Origin of the sequence: Mesorhizobium sp. ESP-6-2, assembly GCF_020164675.1 — a bacterium.
GTDB lineage: Bacteria > Pseudomonadota > Alphaproteobacteria > Rhizobiales > Rhizobiaceae > Mesorhizobium.
On the sequence record NZ_JAIUGT010000007.1, the window covers coordinates 106,944 to 120,681 of the forward strand.

Genomic DNA, 13,738 nt, shown 5'->3' on the forward strand with positions numbered 1-13,738 from the left:
CTAAACGACCCTGACCGAACCCGGCCGAGCGGCCGAAACAACCGGCTGAAGCCGGAGTTCAGACCAGTGGCTTCAACTCCTGGGCGATGGTGGGCAGCAGTTCCGAGACGTTGGGGTGGATGTGCATGGCGCGCGCCAGCGTGTCCACAGGCGCCTTGGCGTACATCAGGTCAAGCACGCAATGCACGGCTTCATCGCCGCCGGGGCCAAGCACGCAGCAGCCGAGGATTTCCCTTGTGTCGGCGTCGACGAGGATCTTCATGAAGCCTTGCGTTTCGCCTTTCTCGACCGCGCGGCCGACACGGGTCATCGGCCGCTGGCCGACCAGCGCGCGGCGTCCCGACTTCTTCACCGACGCCTCGGTCATGCCGCAGCGGCCGAGCGGCGGATCGATGTAGAGAGCGTAGGCCTCGATGCGGTCGCTGACCTTGCGCGGATCATTGTCGAGCAAATTGGCCGCGACGATCTCGTAATCGTTGTAGGACGTGTGGGTGAAGGCGCCCTTGCCATTGCAGTCGCCCATTGCCCAGATGCCGGGCACGCTGGTGCGCAACTGGTCGTCGACGGTGATGAAGCCGCGTTTGTCGACCTCGATGCCGGCCTTGTCGAGGCCGAGATCGTCGGTATTGGGCGTTCGCCCCAGAGCCAGGAGCACATGTGAGCCGACGGCCGGCGGCTTGCCGGCGGAGAAGGCCACGGCAATATCCTCGCCCTGCCTGGCGAAGCTTATGGCGTCGGCGCCGAGATGGACCGCGATGCCTTCGTTTTCGAGGATCGACAGGATGGCGTCGGACACATCCTCGTCTTCGCGGCCGATCAGCCGGGAGCCCTTTTCGACAATCGTGACCTCCGCGCCGAAGCGCCGGAACATCTGCGCGAATTCGAGCGAGATGTAGCTGCCGCCGACCACCACGAGGTGGCGCGGCAGCACGTCGAGGTCCATCATCGAAGAGTTGGTGAGATAGTCGATGTCGTGGATGCCGGGCAGGTCCGGCACCGAGGCGCGGCCGCCGGTGTTGAGAAAGATCTTGCCGGCGGTCAGGAGCTCATCGCCGACGCGCACCGTGTTGGCGGATTCGAAACGCGCATGGCCGCGATAGAGCGTGCATTTGTCCATGCCGGCAATCCAGGTTTCCAGATTGCCGCGGGCGTCGTTCGACACCTTGTCCTTGCGCGCCTTGACCCTGGCATAGTCGACGCCGACCGGGCCGGAGAGGGTCACGCCATAATCCGCGGCGCGCCGCGCCAGATGCGCGGCATAGGCACTGGCGACCATGGCCTTGGTCGGCATGCAGCCGGTGTTGACGCAAGTGCCGCCGACCAGCTTGCGCTCGATTAGCGCCACGCTCATGCCGGCCGCGGTCAGCCGTGCGGCCAGCGAAGGGCCGGCCTGGCCGGCACCAATGACGATGGCATCGAAGGTTTTCGCCGTCATGCCACAGCCGCCACGATCAAGAGGCCGCCGACGATCGCGACCGCGTCCTCGATGAAGGCCGCCGGCTGGTCCTTGCCGAAAGCGGCCGCCAGCCGGCCGCGCGCCTCCGCGCCGCCGAGCGTGCCGATAACGGCCCCTATGGCGCCGGCGATCAGGCAGACGATGGTGGCGCCGCCAGTGGCGCCGATCACGGCGCCGCTGAAGGCACCGAGCAGGATACGGGCACCGAATTGCTGCGGCACCTTGCGGCTCGGCGTCGACGGCAACTGGTCGGTGACCAGCTCGACGATGGCCAGGATCGTGAAAATGCCCACAGCGGCCCAGTGGCTCATGAAGCTTGCCCAGGTGCCGGCAACCGGCAGCCAGCCGAGCCAGGCGCCCCAGGCGACGGCGGCCGGCGCGGTCATGGCGCGCAGGCCGGCAATGACCCCGATCAGAAGTGCAAGAATGTAAAGCATGTTGATCCCCCTCGATCCCGGGCCGGGACAGCCCTGAAAAGGCAAGCTACCATAGGTCCGGTATTTGGCCAGTACTTGCATAGGCGCTCTCTTACGCCGCAACCGGGCGTGGCAATGATGACGGAGGTACCGCATGGCTGAGAGCGAACGCGCAAAAATGGCGGCGGGCGAGTGGTATACGTGCATGGATGACGAATTGGAGGCGCTGCGCGGCGTGGCTGCGGGCGCCGTATTCGAGCACAATTCGCTTGCGCCCCGTCAGCGCGGCAACATCGGGCCGGCCTTGCGGGATCTGCTCGGCGGCGCGGGCGAGGGCGCCCGCATCGAGGCGCCGTTCCACTGTGCCTATGGCTTCAACATCTTTCTGGGCGACGGCGTCTTTCTCAATGCCGGCTGCATCATTCTCGACACGGCAAGCGTACGCATCGGCAAGGGAACGCTGCTCGGCCCCAATGTGCAGATCTATTGCGCCGAGCATCACAGGGAGGTCGCCGGGCGGCAAGCCGGACTGGAAGTCGCGCGGCCGGTCGAGATCGGCGCCAATGCCTGGATCGGCGGCAGCGCGGTCATCCTCGGTGGGATCAGCATCGGCGAGGGCTCTATCGTCGGCGCCGGCGCCGTGGTGACGCGCGACGTGCCCGCGAACACAACGGTGGTCGGCAATCCGGCGCGGGCGGTCAAACGCGGTTGAGTGCCCGGCGGCGCTCAGTGCGAAAGCGCGTGCGGCGACCGCTCGCCTTGGTCGGCCCGCCTGGAAAATTCACGCCGGTATTGCGTCGGTGAGGTCCTGAGACGCGCCGAAAAATGCTGGCGTAGCGAGGCGGCGCTGCCGAAGCCGGCCTCGAAGGCCACCATGTCCATCGATTTTTCCGTCGCCTCGAGCAGGCGCTGGGCCAGTTCAAGCCGTTGCTCGATCAGCCAATCGCCGAAACTGGTGCCGATCAATTTCTGGAAGCGGCGGGTGAAGGTGCGCCGGGTCAGGCCGGCGGCTTCGGCGACGCGATCCAGGCTGTGCGCTTCGCCGAGTGTCGCACGCACCGCGTCGAGTGCTTGTGTGAACTTGTCGGTATCGGCGCTCCTCGCCAGCGGACGCTCGATGAACTGCGCCTGTCCGCCTTGCCGGTGCGGGGAGAGCACGATCTGCCGCGCGAGCCGCAGTGCTGCCTCGGCGCCGTAGCGGGCGCGAACGATATGGAGGCAGCAGTCGAGTCCGGCCGCGACGCCGGCCGACGTCACCACGTCGCTATTGTCGACATAGAGCACCTCGGCATCCACCGCGATGTCGGGATGAAGCTTCTGAAGCCGCTCGGCATAGGCCCAATGCGTGGCCGCACGCCGACCGCCAAGCAGTCCGGCAGCAGCGACTGCGAATGTTCCCAGGCAAAGGCCGACGATCAGGGCACCATTGCGGTGGGCCCGCCGCAATGCCTGCGTCAGCAGTTCCGGCAGCGGGTCTTCGAGATCCCGCCAGCTCGGCACGATGACGATGTCGGCGCCATCGAGCCCCTCAAGCCCATGCGGCGCGGCGACGCTCAGCCCGGCCTCGGTGTGGACGGGATCGGCCTCGATCGCGCAGATGCGGAAGTCGAAGCGCGGCAGGCCAAACGATGTGCGATCTTCGCCGAACACCAGGCAAGGGACGGAGAGATGGAACGGGCTGATGCCGTCGAAGGCGAGGACGGCGACGATCGGGTGGGTCATGTCTGTGCCAGGGATTTCTGCGCGGGTTATGGCGGATTGTCCCAATTCTTTCGAATGATGTCAATCGGGCCACTTTCGTCCGATGGTGGCGGACCTATGCTCGGGCATCACATCAAGCCTGAAAGGAATGCATCATGTCCAAACCAGCCAGCAAGACGCCGCGCCGCGCGCTCATCGTCGTCGACGTCCAGAATGACTATGACGGCGGGAATCTCGCCATCCAGCATCCGCCGTTCCGCGACAGCGTCGTCAACGTGGCGCACGCCATGGACGCGGCAGCCGCGGCCGGCATCAAGGTGGTGGTCGTCAAGCAGATGGCGCCGGAGACGTCACCAATCTTCGCCAAGGGCGGCCATGGCGCGGAATTGCATCCCGAGATATCGAGGCGGCCACGCGACCACTATGTCGAGAAGACGCTGCCTTCCGCCTTCACCGGCACCAATCTCGAAGAGTGGCTGCGCGCCAACGCTGTCGATACGATCGTGGTGGTCGGCTACATGACGCATAATTGCGACCTGTCGACCATCATTCACGCCGTGCATATGGGCTTTGCCGTCGAGTTCCTGTCCGACGCGACCGGCTCGGTGCCTTACGCCAATAGCGCCGGCTATGCCTCGGCCGAGGAGATCCACCGCGTGGTGACAATCATCCTGCAGTCGCGCTTCGCCGCGGTGCTCAAGACCGCCGAATGGATCGAGTGCCTGAAGACCGGCACCTTGCCGGAACGCGATACGATCTTCGGCTCCAACCAGCGGGCGCTGGCTCGCAACGCTGCGTAGTCGTCTGCGGAATACAAAGGGCCCCGCATCGCTGCGGCGCCCTTTGCACTTTTTGGAATTGAGGATTTCTAGAACAGGCCTTCGATCTGGCCGGCTTCGTTGAGGAAAATCTTTTCCGACGACGGTGCCCTGGGCAGGCCGGGCATGGTCATGACCTCGCCGCAGATAATGACGACGAAGCCGGCACCCGCCGAAAGCCTGACCTCGCGCACGGGTACGGTGTGACCGGTCGGCGCCCCGCGCAGGTTCGGGTCGGTCGAGAAGGAATACTGCGTCTTGGCCATGCAGACCGGCAAGTGGCCGTAGCCGGCCTGCTCCCAGGCGTGCAACTGGTCGCGCACCGACTTGTCGGCGATCGCTTCCGAGCCGCGATAGATGCGCTGGACGATGGTGTTGATCTTCTCGAACAGCGGCATGGCGTCGGGATAGAGCGGCGCGAACTGCGAGGCACCGGATTCGGCCAGCGCCACCACTTTCTTGGCGAGATCCTCGATGCCGGCCGAGCCGTTGGCCCAGTGCTTGCACAGGATCGCCTCTTCGCCCATCGAGGCGACATAATCCTTCATCGCCTGGATTTCTCCATCCGTGTCGGAGTAGAAGTGGTTGATGGCGACTACCGCCGGCACGCCGAACTGCCTGATGTTCTCGATGTGGCGGCCGAGATTGGCGCAGCCCTTCTTCACCGCCTCGATGTTTTCCTTGCCGAGGTCTTCCTTCTTGACGCCGCCATTCATTTTCATGGCGCGTACGGTGGCGACGATGACCGCCGCCGCCGGCTTCAGCCCGGCCTTGCGGCACTTGATGTCGAAGAATTTTTCCGCACCGAGGTCGGCGCCGAAGCCGGCTTCCGTGACGACGTAGTCGGCAAGCTTGAGCGCCGTCGTGGTGGCGACCACCGAGTTGCAGCCATGCGCGATGTTGGCGAACGGGCCGCCATGCACGAAGGCCGGATTGTTCTCCAGCGTCTGCACCAGATTCGGCTGCATGGCGTCCTTGAGCAGCACGGCCATGGCGCCGTCGGCCTTGAGGTCGCGGGCATAGACAGGCGACTTGTCGCGGCGATAGGCGACGATGATGTCGCCCAGGCGCTTCTCCAGGTCCTTCAGGTCGGTGGCGAGGCACAGGATGGCCATGACCTCCGAGGCGACGGTGATGTCGAACCCGGCCTCGCGCGGATAGCCGTTGGCGACGCCGCCGAGCGAGCAGATGATCTCGCGCAACGCCCGGTCGTTCATGTCCATGACGCGACGCCAGGCGACGCGGCGGGTGTCGATGCCGAGCTCGTTGCCCCAGTAGATGTGATTGTCGATCAACGCCGACAGGAGGTTGTGCGCGGTGGTGATGGCATGGAAGTCACCGGTGAAATGGAGATTCATGTCCTCCATCGGCACGACCTGCGCGTAGCCGCCGCCGGCCGCACCGCCCTTGACGCCGAAATTCGGACCGAGCGAGGCTTCGCGGATGCAGATGATCGCTTTCTTGCCGATGCGGTTCAGGCCGTCGCCGAGGCCGACTGTGGTGGTCGTCTTGCCTTCGCCGGCCGGGGTCGGGTTGATGGCGGTGACCAGGATCAGCTTGCCGTCCTTGTTGCCCTTCGCCGATTTGATGAATTCGGCGGAGACCTTCGCCTTGTCATGGCCATAGGGCAAAAGGTGTTCGGTCGGGATGCCGATCTTGGCGCCGATCTCCTGGATCTGTTTTTTCTTCGCACCGCGGGCGATCTCGATGTCGGACTTCACTTCTGCCATGACGGCTTTCCTCTGGATTGGACGGTGGAGGGGACGGGTTGATCACTGGTGCATGTTCGATACGCCGCGCGGGCAAGGGCATGTTCTAGCCCTCTCGCTGCCGTGGCGTCAACTTTCATGCAACTATGTTTCCTATGAAGAAAATTCCTCTGCGGCGGGCCGACCTGCCTCCGGTTCTTTCTGGCTCCGCTTGCCGCGCCGTATAGAAGCCAGAGCGGGGACGCGTCCGCCGTCTCAAAACAGCCGCGCAATGCACGGAATGCGACAGACAAGGCGGCGCGAATCCGCCATCGCCGGCCTAAAGCGCATCGCGCTTCAGGCATTTGTTTCCATGCATGCCGTTCTCCCCAGGCCGGACCACTTTTGGGCCACATGCATTGGGCCGACCAGCCCTACTGCGTCAGCACGTTGCTGATTTCGACCATGTTGGAACGCACCCTGAGCACATAGAAACCCATGGTCGTCAGATGCGTGGGCAGGAGCCAGCCGTCCTCGCGGCCATTGGCGATGATGAAGGGCTGGATGCGCAGCGCCGAGACGAACTGCGCGTCCATCGTATCCCACAGGCTCTGCAGGTGCTTTTCCTTGATGACGTCCTCGAAGTCGGCCTGCGCGCCCTTCATCAGTCCGTAATAGGCGTAGAGCTGGCCATAGGCGAACCAGTAGCGGTCGTCGGCGCGGAAGTCGAACCAGCCATTGTTATGGTTTTCGGCCCGTTCCTTGAGGATGGCCGAGGTCGAACCGATATCGCTGGCGATACGGTCGATATATTGCTTCAGATTGTCGGCGCGGGCATCGAAGGTGGCCTGGCAGGTGGCGAGGCGGGCGTTGAAGGAGCGCAGCTTGCGCACGGCGTCGCGATAGTAGCTCGGGGTCGGCGTCTTCGGGCCGAACGGGCTTACACCAAAATACCAGGTGTACTCGTCGAACTGCAGATTGCCGCGCGCATCCTGCAGGTCGGCGTCGATCTGCGATGTCGTGCGCACACGGCCGAGATTGTCGGCGAGTTCGGTCGCGGTGCGGCGCACCGCCTGGTTGATGCCGCGCTGGAACGAGGCCTTGTTGTCCATCCACGGCGTGTTGTCCCAGCTGATGCCGAACAGGCCGAGCTTGTAGAGGATCATCGACGAGATCCAGGCATTTTGGTTGACGTTGAAGTCGGTCAAATCGGCGGCAATCTGGGCGATGCCGGAGTTGCCGCAGGTCCTGGCAGTGTCGGCACCGGCACCGGCGGCTACCTGTTCGCCCGCCGAGATGTTGCGCTTCTCGAACGTGTAGGTGTCGGGATAGCTCGGGTTGAAATTGTTCCACCACTGGGTGGCGTAGAAGAAATTGGCATAGAGGCCGAGTAGCACGAACAGGGCGAGGCCGAGCACGGCCTTGAGGATCCAACCGCGTTGCGCATACCAGCGGCCGGCCCACATGAACGGCCACAAGATGACGCCGATCAGGAGGCCGATGCCGCGGCCGATCCATTGGAAAATCCTGACGAAGAAGTTCACGATCGGATCGAGCATGGTTGTGTCACCCCCTCAAAGCATAATGTCAAAACGTTGCGGACTTTTTGGATAACATCATGCGCCAAAACAAGAAGTTAGAACGAAATCACGGCCGATTTCGTTCTAGTCAGTCAGGCCGTAGAGGCGCGTGCGGAACGCCACCTTGTCCTTCAGATATGTGGTTTTCAGAACGTCCACAACATGCGATCGCCAGGCGTCGCTGAAGCCCTCATAGTCCTTGTAGAAGCCCTGCTTGTTGAAGACGTAGCGCGAGACGAAGTCCGACGGCACGAAATCCGAGATCAGCCGGTTTGTCAGCCAGGCGTCGGGATGGTCGGGCTTGGCGCGGACCACCAGGAAGCGCTGCTGCGGGAACACATCCTCGATCTTGAGATGGCCGAGCTGGGCAATCTCGCGCTTGGCGGCGTTGAGGAAGGGGAAATTGCCGTCCCTGGTGATCAGGTCGGCATGGCCCTGGATCCAGGTCTGCAGCCAGACCTTGTCGACGTCGGTCAGGTTGCGATCCGGCTCGGCGTCGCGGATCAGCGCGCGCACCACCATCTCGGCGCGGTGCTCGAGATAGCCCGAGGCCTCGATCCAGGAGGCGCGCGGCAGTTCGATGCGGCCGGTGGCGGCGAGGAACTTGAACACCTTGTCGGCGTCCTTGATCGAGAGATAGCTTACCTGCCACGGCCGCGAGCGGCGGAAACCGGGGGCCGCCGGATCGCTGATGACGGTCGTCATGTCGGGGTCGACGAACACGTAGAGCCCGCCGAAATGGCTGGTCCAGTAGGCGTTGTGGCGGAAGATTACCTGGTCGGGCACCAGCGCGTTCTCGCGGATGTCGCCGCAGACCTTGGCCAGTTCCACCATGCGGCTGAGCATGGCGTTGTCGCGCCAGGCGTCAGGCTCCTGCTTCAGGCGATCGACGAGCTTGCCGAGCTCGGCGGCCTTGCCTAGCACATCCTCGGCCGACAGCACCTTGAACTCGACCTGGTTGATCGACAGCAGATCCTCGATATCGTTGACCTTGGGGATGGAATCCTCGATCTCGCCGTAGATGACGTCCTTGATGGTCAGCGCGTCTATGGCGCGCTGGTTCCTGGACATGAACTCGAACATCAGTTGCGAGGTGTTGGAGAAGGCGGTGTGCACTACCGGCAGATCGATCTGCGACGGCGTCAGGATGATGAAGCGGCGATTGACCTCATTGGGATCGAGATAGCCGTAGTCGCCGCATTCCTCCGCCACTTCGGGCGAAAAGCCGGTGCGGTCGATCTGGAAGCTGTTCAGCTTGGTGGGCTTGAGGCCGAAGGCGGCAAGCGCCTTGTTGTAACGCTGGATAAGATGCGGCTCGTCGACGACGAGCAGCCGGCCATAGATGAGTTCGTTGTCGCGCAGAAGGTCGGGCTTGCGGGCCATTATTCCTTCTCCCCATTTACGGGGAGAAGGTGCCCGAAGGGCGGATGAGGGGCACGATCTTTCCTTCTCCCCTTGTGGGAGAAGGTGGATCGGCGCGATCGCGCCGAGACGGATGAGGGGTGTTCCAGCGGAGTGAGACCTTGGCGTTCCCTGGAACACCCCACATCCGTCGCCTTCGGCGACACCTTCTCCCACAAGGGGAGAAGGAAAGGCCGGAGCGCATCACGCATTCCACAGCCCCTTCTTCTTCATCTCCTCCATCTCACGCGCCGCCCGTTCGCGCAGCCGCGCGTCGCGCAGCAGCTTTTCCACCGCGGAATCGTCGGACTTGTCGGAATAGCGGAATTCGGAATCGGCGTAGCGGTTGATCTCCTGCATGACCATGTCCATCGAGAACGGGCCGCGCAGTTCCTCGATCATCGCTTTCTTCTCGTCATAGCTCCTGTGCATGAACGCTTCTGGCTTCTCGAACCAGTCGTCGGGAAGCTCGATGTCCATGGCGCGCATCTTGATGGCGTCGGTGACGTTCTTGATGGCGCGGCCGGTGAAGCGCGGCTCGGCCTGCTTGATCAGGTGCAGGTAGGTGCCGATGTCGGCCATGGTCTTGGGCGCGCCGTTCTCCTTCATGTAGCGCTCATGGACCCGCATCAGCCCGTCCTCCTGCGGCTTCTCGTGTTCTTCATAAGCTTCGGCCACGGCGCGCTGGATCTCTTGCGCGGCGTAGAGTTCGTGGTCGCCGAGCGGGATCTTGTGGTTCTTGCCGGCGAGCAGGACGAAGATGTCGATGTAATCGTCACGCGTCTGCGGCCCGTCGACCAGCCAGCGGGCGCCGGCGCGCTGGCGCAGCGCGTCGTCGACATTCTCGGGATAGTTGGAAAACATGCCGAACGAGCAGTTGCCGCGCACCACGGTGGCGGCACCGGCGAAGGCATCCATCAGGACGCCGGTGATTTCCTGCTGGCCGGCCGAGGCGCGGTCGTCGGAACGGCGCGCCGCTACCTGGTCGATGTCGTCGATGGTGCCGAAGCCGATAACGCGCGGGTTCAACACATTGTTGATGAACTGGCGGCAGTTCTGGCCGGACTTGCCCTGATAGGAGGATATCTGGTCGACGCCGAAATTCTCATAGGCGAAGGGATAGCCGGCGACCTGGCAGTAACCATTGACCAGACCGGCGATCATCTGGATCAGCGTCGTCTTGCCGGTGCCGGGCGCGCCGTCGCCGATGAAGGTGAACAGGAAACCGCCGAGCTCGACGAACGGGTTCAGCTCGCGTTCGAAATCATAGGCCATCAGCATCTTGGCGAGCTTGACCGACTGATACTTGGCGATGTGGTTGCCGACGACCTCTTCCGGTTTCTTGAAGGTCATCACCAGCGGCTTGGAACGTTTGCCCGGCGCGACGTCGAAGCCGTCGAGTGTGAAATCGTCGGCATCGATGCGGATATGCGCGTTCTCGAACGGGCCGATGCCGTCGAAGCGGCCTTTTCGTGCCAGCAGCCCGTCGATGGCGACGCGGGCGAAGGCGCGCGCCCTGGTCATCAGCTCGGCATCGTCGGATGCGCCCGAAATCGCCTTGTCGAGGCCGGCCAGGATCGACTTCACCGCGTCCTGCGGCGTGTCGAAGAGGAAATCCGGCTCGGGAATGTCGTTGGGCGCCTCGCCGTCGCTGTCGATGAGCTGGAACAGATAGGAGGACAGGCTGAAGGCGGCAATGTAAGCCGAGGCCGACAGAAGCTTCTTGAACGTGGCGGCCTCGTCGCCTTCGAGGGGAGCGCGGGTGTTCCTGGCCTGGAGGCTTTCGAGATCCGAGCCTTCGGCGAAAACATCCGATATGGCGAGCGCGAGCGCCGTGCCGCGCCGGGCGCGAAACAAAAGTGTGTGCTGCGGGATGGTCAGCAACTGGTCGTCGGGGTGAACGGCGCCGACGGTCTTCGCCAGCTCGACCTCGCGTGTGCGGCGCACCGAACCGACCGAGACGGTGGAGACGAAGCGGCGGTTGGTGCCTGCGAGCGCGGTTCCGGATTCGCGCGAGGGATCCTCCAGTACGACGATGCGGGTGATGAAGCTCTGCGCGGTGGCGCGGTGCTTCTCGATCGCCGCTTCCGGGATGGTGGTCAGGCCGGTGTCCATGAAGGTTGCTCCGTGGTGTGACGGTCAGACGTCCGAGATAACCTGTCCGTTGGACAGGATGTGGACCTTGTATCCGGAAAAGATCTTCTGCGCTTCGCCCGCGGCATAGAGCGCCTGGTATGCCTCGTGCGGGATCAACGCGTGGTTCTCATAGCTCGACACGCCCTGGCGCGCGGCCTCGAGGTCGTCGGTGTTGATGAAGAACTCCTGCGTCGTCTTCTCGCTCGAAAACAGCCCCCTGCGGCCGGGTTTTTCGCCCTTGGAGTAGACCTCCTGGATGGTCCAGGTCAGCAGCCAGGCGTTCTCCGGCTTGCGCACCTTGGCCAGAACCTCGGTCACCGTAGAATTGTTGTCGGTGATCCCGGCCGAATAGAAGGGGCCGAGCACGACGCGCCGCAGCTGCTTGGGGTGCAGCGGCTCGAAGTCCTTGTCGAGATTGACGGCGATCGTTGCCGGCGACAGCGTATAGGCCGAGTTCTTCTCGGTGAAATCGTCGAAGCGATGGGCAAGCTCGGGATTGAGCAGGCCATCGACTGGCAATGGAATGTCGACCTTGTCATTGAGCTTGCCGTTTCTGTCGACAAGCTGGCGGACCATGCTTTCCGAGGAATCCTCCACCGTCACCATGTAAACCAGCGGCAGGTTGGCGCTGCCGTCGAACGTTGCCCAGTGGACGAGATAATAGGGCCGCGCCGTCTTCGGATTGACAGAAACCTTGGCCGTCTGCGCCAGCGTGAACGGGCCGAAGGTCTGCTCGCTCTTGACGTCCTCGAGATAGAGCCGCTCGGCCATCGACTTCTGCAATGCCTCGGGGAATTCCTTGTGGCGCAAGATGAAGTCGGCCATCTCCTCGCGCAACTCGCCGGCCAGCGGGATGTTGGCAAGCCTGGCGTCCGCCTGGCGGCGGTCGTTTTCCAGTTCGAGCAGGTTCTGGAAGACCGGGAAGCCGCTCTCGGCGCGCGAGATGCGGAACGTGTCCGTGAAGCCCAGCCGGTTGCGCCAGCAGGAGAAGGATTTGTCGAGCCGGGCGATATATTCGGCGACGATCTTGGCAACGATGCCGTGCCGGTAGAGCGGCGAACGGTCGTCGCGCATGAATACTTCCAGCCCGTTGAGCGCGGCCGTGATCGCCGAGAAATACCGCACCGCCGCGTCGTTTTCCGGGGTCATGCTACTTGCCCTGGGATTGCCGCACCTTTTCGTGCGACAATCACTGCTGCACGTAATTGGCCGAATTGTGCTTCTTCAGCACCTCGTCGAAACGGCGGGCGAAGGCGTCGTCGGCCAGCTTCTTGCGGCGCTGGATATCAGCGGTGGCAACCATGTTCTTCTCGTGCATCTCCAGCAGGTCGCCAATGTGCTTCTGCGAGGCGGCACCAATGCCGGCCATGGTCTCCTCGGCGGTGTTGTCCACCTGGCTACCCAGCGTGTTGATCTTGTGGGCGACGTCCTGCTGGGCGGCGGTCTTCAGCGAGTCTTCCAGTGCCTTGTAGAGGACGATGCGCTGCTCGGTGTCGATGGTCAGCTTGTTGATCAGCGTCGATTGCGCGGCGATCTGGTTGTTGAGCGAATCGACGAAGGTCTGGAACATCGAGGTGTAGCGCTCCAGCGTCTGGCTCTCGGCCAGCAATTCCTGTTCCTTGGCCTGCTTCTCATTGTATTCCGTGGCGAGCTTGGAACGTTCGCCCTCGAGTTGCGTGCGTTCCTTCTGGCTGGTGGAGGCGGCGATCTTGTTTTCGATGTCGAGCAGCATCGGATTGAGCTCCTCGATGCGCTTCTGCACGGTTTCCAGGTTGGACATGGTGGCCTTGCGGCGCTCGATGACCTGCGACAGGCTGGTCTCGGAGGTCTTGTAGCGCTGGTCGAGGACTTCTTTCTGCGCCTTCAATATGCCGACGATGGTGTCGGACTTGGCCAGCAGTTCCTGCAGGTTGCCGGCCAGCGACATGTTGCGGACGCGGTCGGTGCGCAGACGCTGCTTGCGTTGGCTGGAGAAGATGCCGATGAAGTTTTCCCAGCCGGTGTAGTTCTTCATGCTCTCGAACTCGGCGCCGAAAACGTTGGTGGCGTCCTCCAGCCCGATGATCAGGTCGGCGATGTTGCCTTCCATCACCTTCTGCTGCTTCAGCACGTCTTGGATGCGGGCGTTCTCGATATCGAAATTGGCGTCGCCGATCTTCTTGTCTGATGTGGCAAGTTTGTCGAGCACGGTGCCGGACTGGTCTATCTTGGTGCGCATGTCCTGGACGACCTGCTTGGTTCTGGCAATTTCGGCATCGAAATTCTGCAATGTCGCCATAAGGGCCTCCCGCTCCGGCATCAGGTCGCTGATTGCGAACAGCGGCGAATATATGTGGGGCTTCAGGGGATTGAAAGACGTGAAGACAGGGGTGCTTCGAAAACAAAAACCTTGCCCGCGCCCTTGAAACGCAATCGATCCGCGATCATGGCGAAAGGATCGTTTGGAATGCGCGTGGTTCAACTGTCATTGAACTTCAACGTCGGCGGATGTCGGCCAGGCATTCAATCCCCGCTGCCACGAATGCCTGAAATCCGACAGAGC

11 protein-coding genes are annotated in these 13,738 nt (G+C 62.9%); 2 read left to right on the forward strand and 9 right to left on the reverse strand.

All coding sequences use genetic code 11. From position 1 onward, the window contains the following. Positions 1 to 58 precede the first annotated feature (58 nt). Both LB532_RS19255 and LB532_RS19260 read right to left on the reverse strand, forming a co-directional pair. Complete coding sequence (locus LB532_RS19255) at positions 59 to 1,435, reverse strand: FAD-containing oxidoreductase (RefSeq protein ID WP_140639765.1); 1,377 nt, start codon at positions 1,433 to 1,435, stop codon at positions 59 to 61. Continuing rightward, positions 1,432 to 1,893, reverse strand: a complete 462-nt coding sequence (locus LB532_RS19260) for a DUF4126 domain-containing protein (RefSeq protein WP_140516958.1) — start codon at positions 1,891 to 1,893, stop codon at positions 1,432 to 1,434. The genes LB532_RS19255 and LB532_RS19260 overlap by 4 nt, the downstream gene beginning before the upstream one ends. 133 nt (positions 1,894 to 2,026) lie before the next feature. Between LB532_RS19260 and LB532_RS19265 the strand changes: the two genes are divergently transcribed. Then, a complete protein-coding gene (locus LB532_RS19265) occupies positions 2,027 to 2,584 on the forward strand; it encodes a sugar O-acetyltransferase (protein WP_140639764.1) in 558 nt (185 codons plus the stop codon). Positions 2,585 to 2,598: 14 nt separating this feature from the next. Here LB532_RS19265 and LB532_RS19270 read toward each other — a convergent pair whose 3' ends face one another. Continuing rightward, positions 2,599 to 3,594 carry a GlxA family transcriptional regulator gene (locus LB532_RS19270; RefSeq protein ID WP_140639763.1) on the reverse strand — a complete coding sequence of 332 codons (996 nt, stop codon included), beginning with the start codon at positions 3,592 to 3,594 and terminating at the stop codon, positions 2,599 to 2,601. A 134-nt stretch (positions 3,595 to 3,728) separates the two neighbouring features. On the opposite strand from LB532_RS19270, the gene LB532_RS19275 reads away from it, so the two are divergent. Next, positions 3,729 to 4,373, forward strand: a complete 645-nt coding sequence (locus LB532_RS19275) for a cysteine hydrolase family protein (protein WP_140639762.1) — start codon at positions 3,729 to 3,731, stop codon at positions 4,371 to 4,373. A gap of 68 nt (positions 4,374 to 4,441) precedes the next feature. Here LB532_RS19275 and LB532_RS19280 read toward each other — a convergent pair whose 3' ends face one another. The 6 genes from LB532_RS19280 to LB532_RS19305 form a co-directional block, all read right to left on the reverse strand. Then, complete coding sequence (locus LB532_RS19280) at positions 4,442 to 6,121, reverse strand: formate--tetrahydrofolate ligase (protein WP_140639761.1); 1,680 nt, start codon at positions 6,119 to 6,121, stop codon at positions 4,442 to 4,444. 392 nt (positions 6,122 to 6,513) lie between these two features. Then, a complete protein-coding gene (locus LB532_RS19285) occupies positions 6,514 to 7,638 on the reverse strand; it encodes a DUF2333 family protein (protein ID WP_140639760.1) in 1,125 nt (374 codons plus the stop codon). Between the two features lie 105 nt (positions 7,639 to 7,743). After that, on the reverse strand, positions 7,744 to 9,042 hold the full coding sequence (locus LB532_RS19290; RefSeq protein ID WP_140639759.1) for a DUF6638 family protein: 1,299 nt from the start codon (positions 9,040 to 9,042) through the stop codon (positions 7,744 to 7,746). Positions 9,043 to 9,264: 222 nt separating this feature from the next. Next, positions 9,265 to 11,175: an AAA family ATPase gene (locus tag LB532_RS19295; protein ID WP_140639758.1), complete on the reverse strand. Its 1,911-nt coding sequence runs from the start codon at positions 11,173 to 11,175 to the stop codon at positions 9,265 to 9,267. 24 nt (positions 11,176 to 11,199) lie between these two features. Further along, positions 11,200 to 12,345, reverse strand: coding sequence for a hypothetical protein (locus LB532_RS19300; protein WP_140639757.1), 1,146 nt, complete (start codon positions 12,343 to 12,345; stop codon positions 11,200 to 11,202). 40 nt (positions 12,346 to 12,385) lie between these two features. Further along, complete coding sequence (locus LB532_RS19305; RefSeq protein WP_140639756.1) at positions 12,386 to 13,474, reverse strand: hypothetical protein; 1,089 nt, start codon at positions 13,472 to 13,474, stop codon at positions 12,386 to 12,388. Between the last annotated feature and the right edge of the window lie 264 nt (positions 13,475 to 13,738).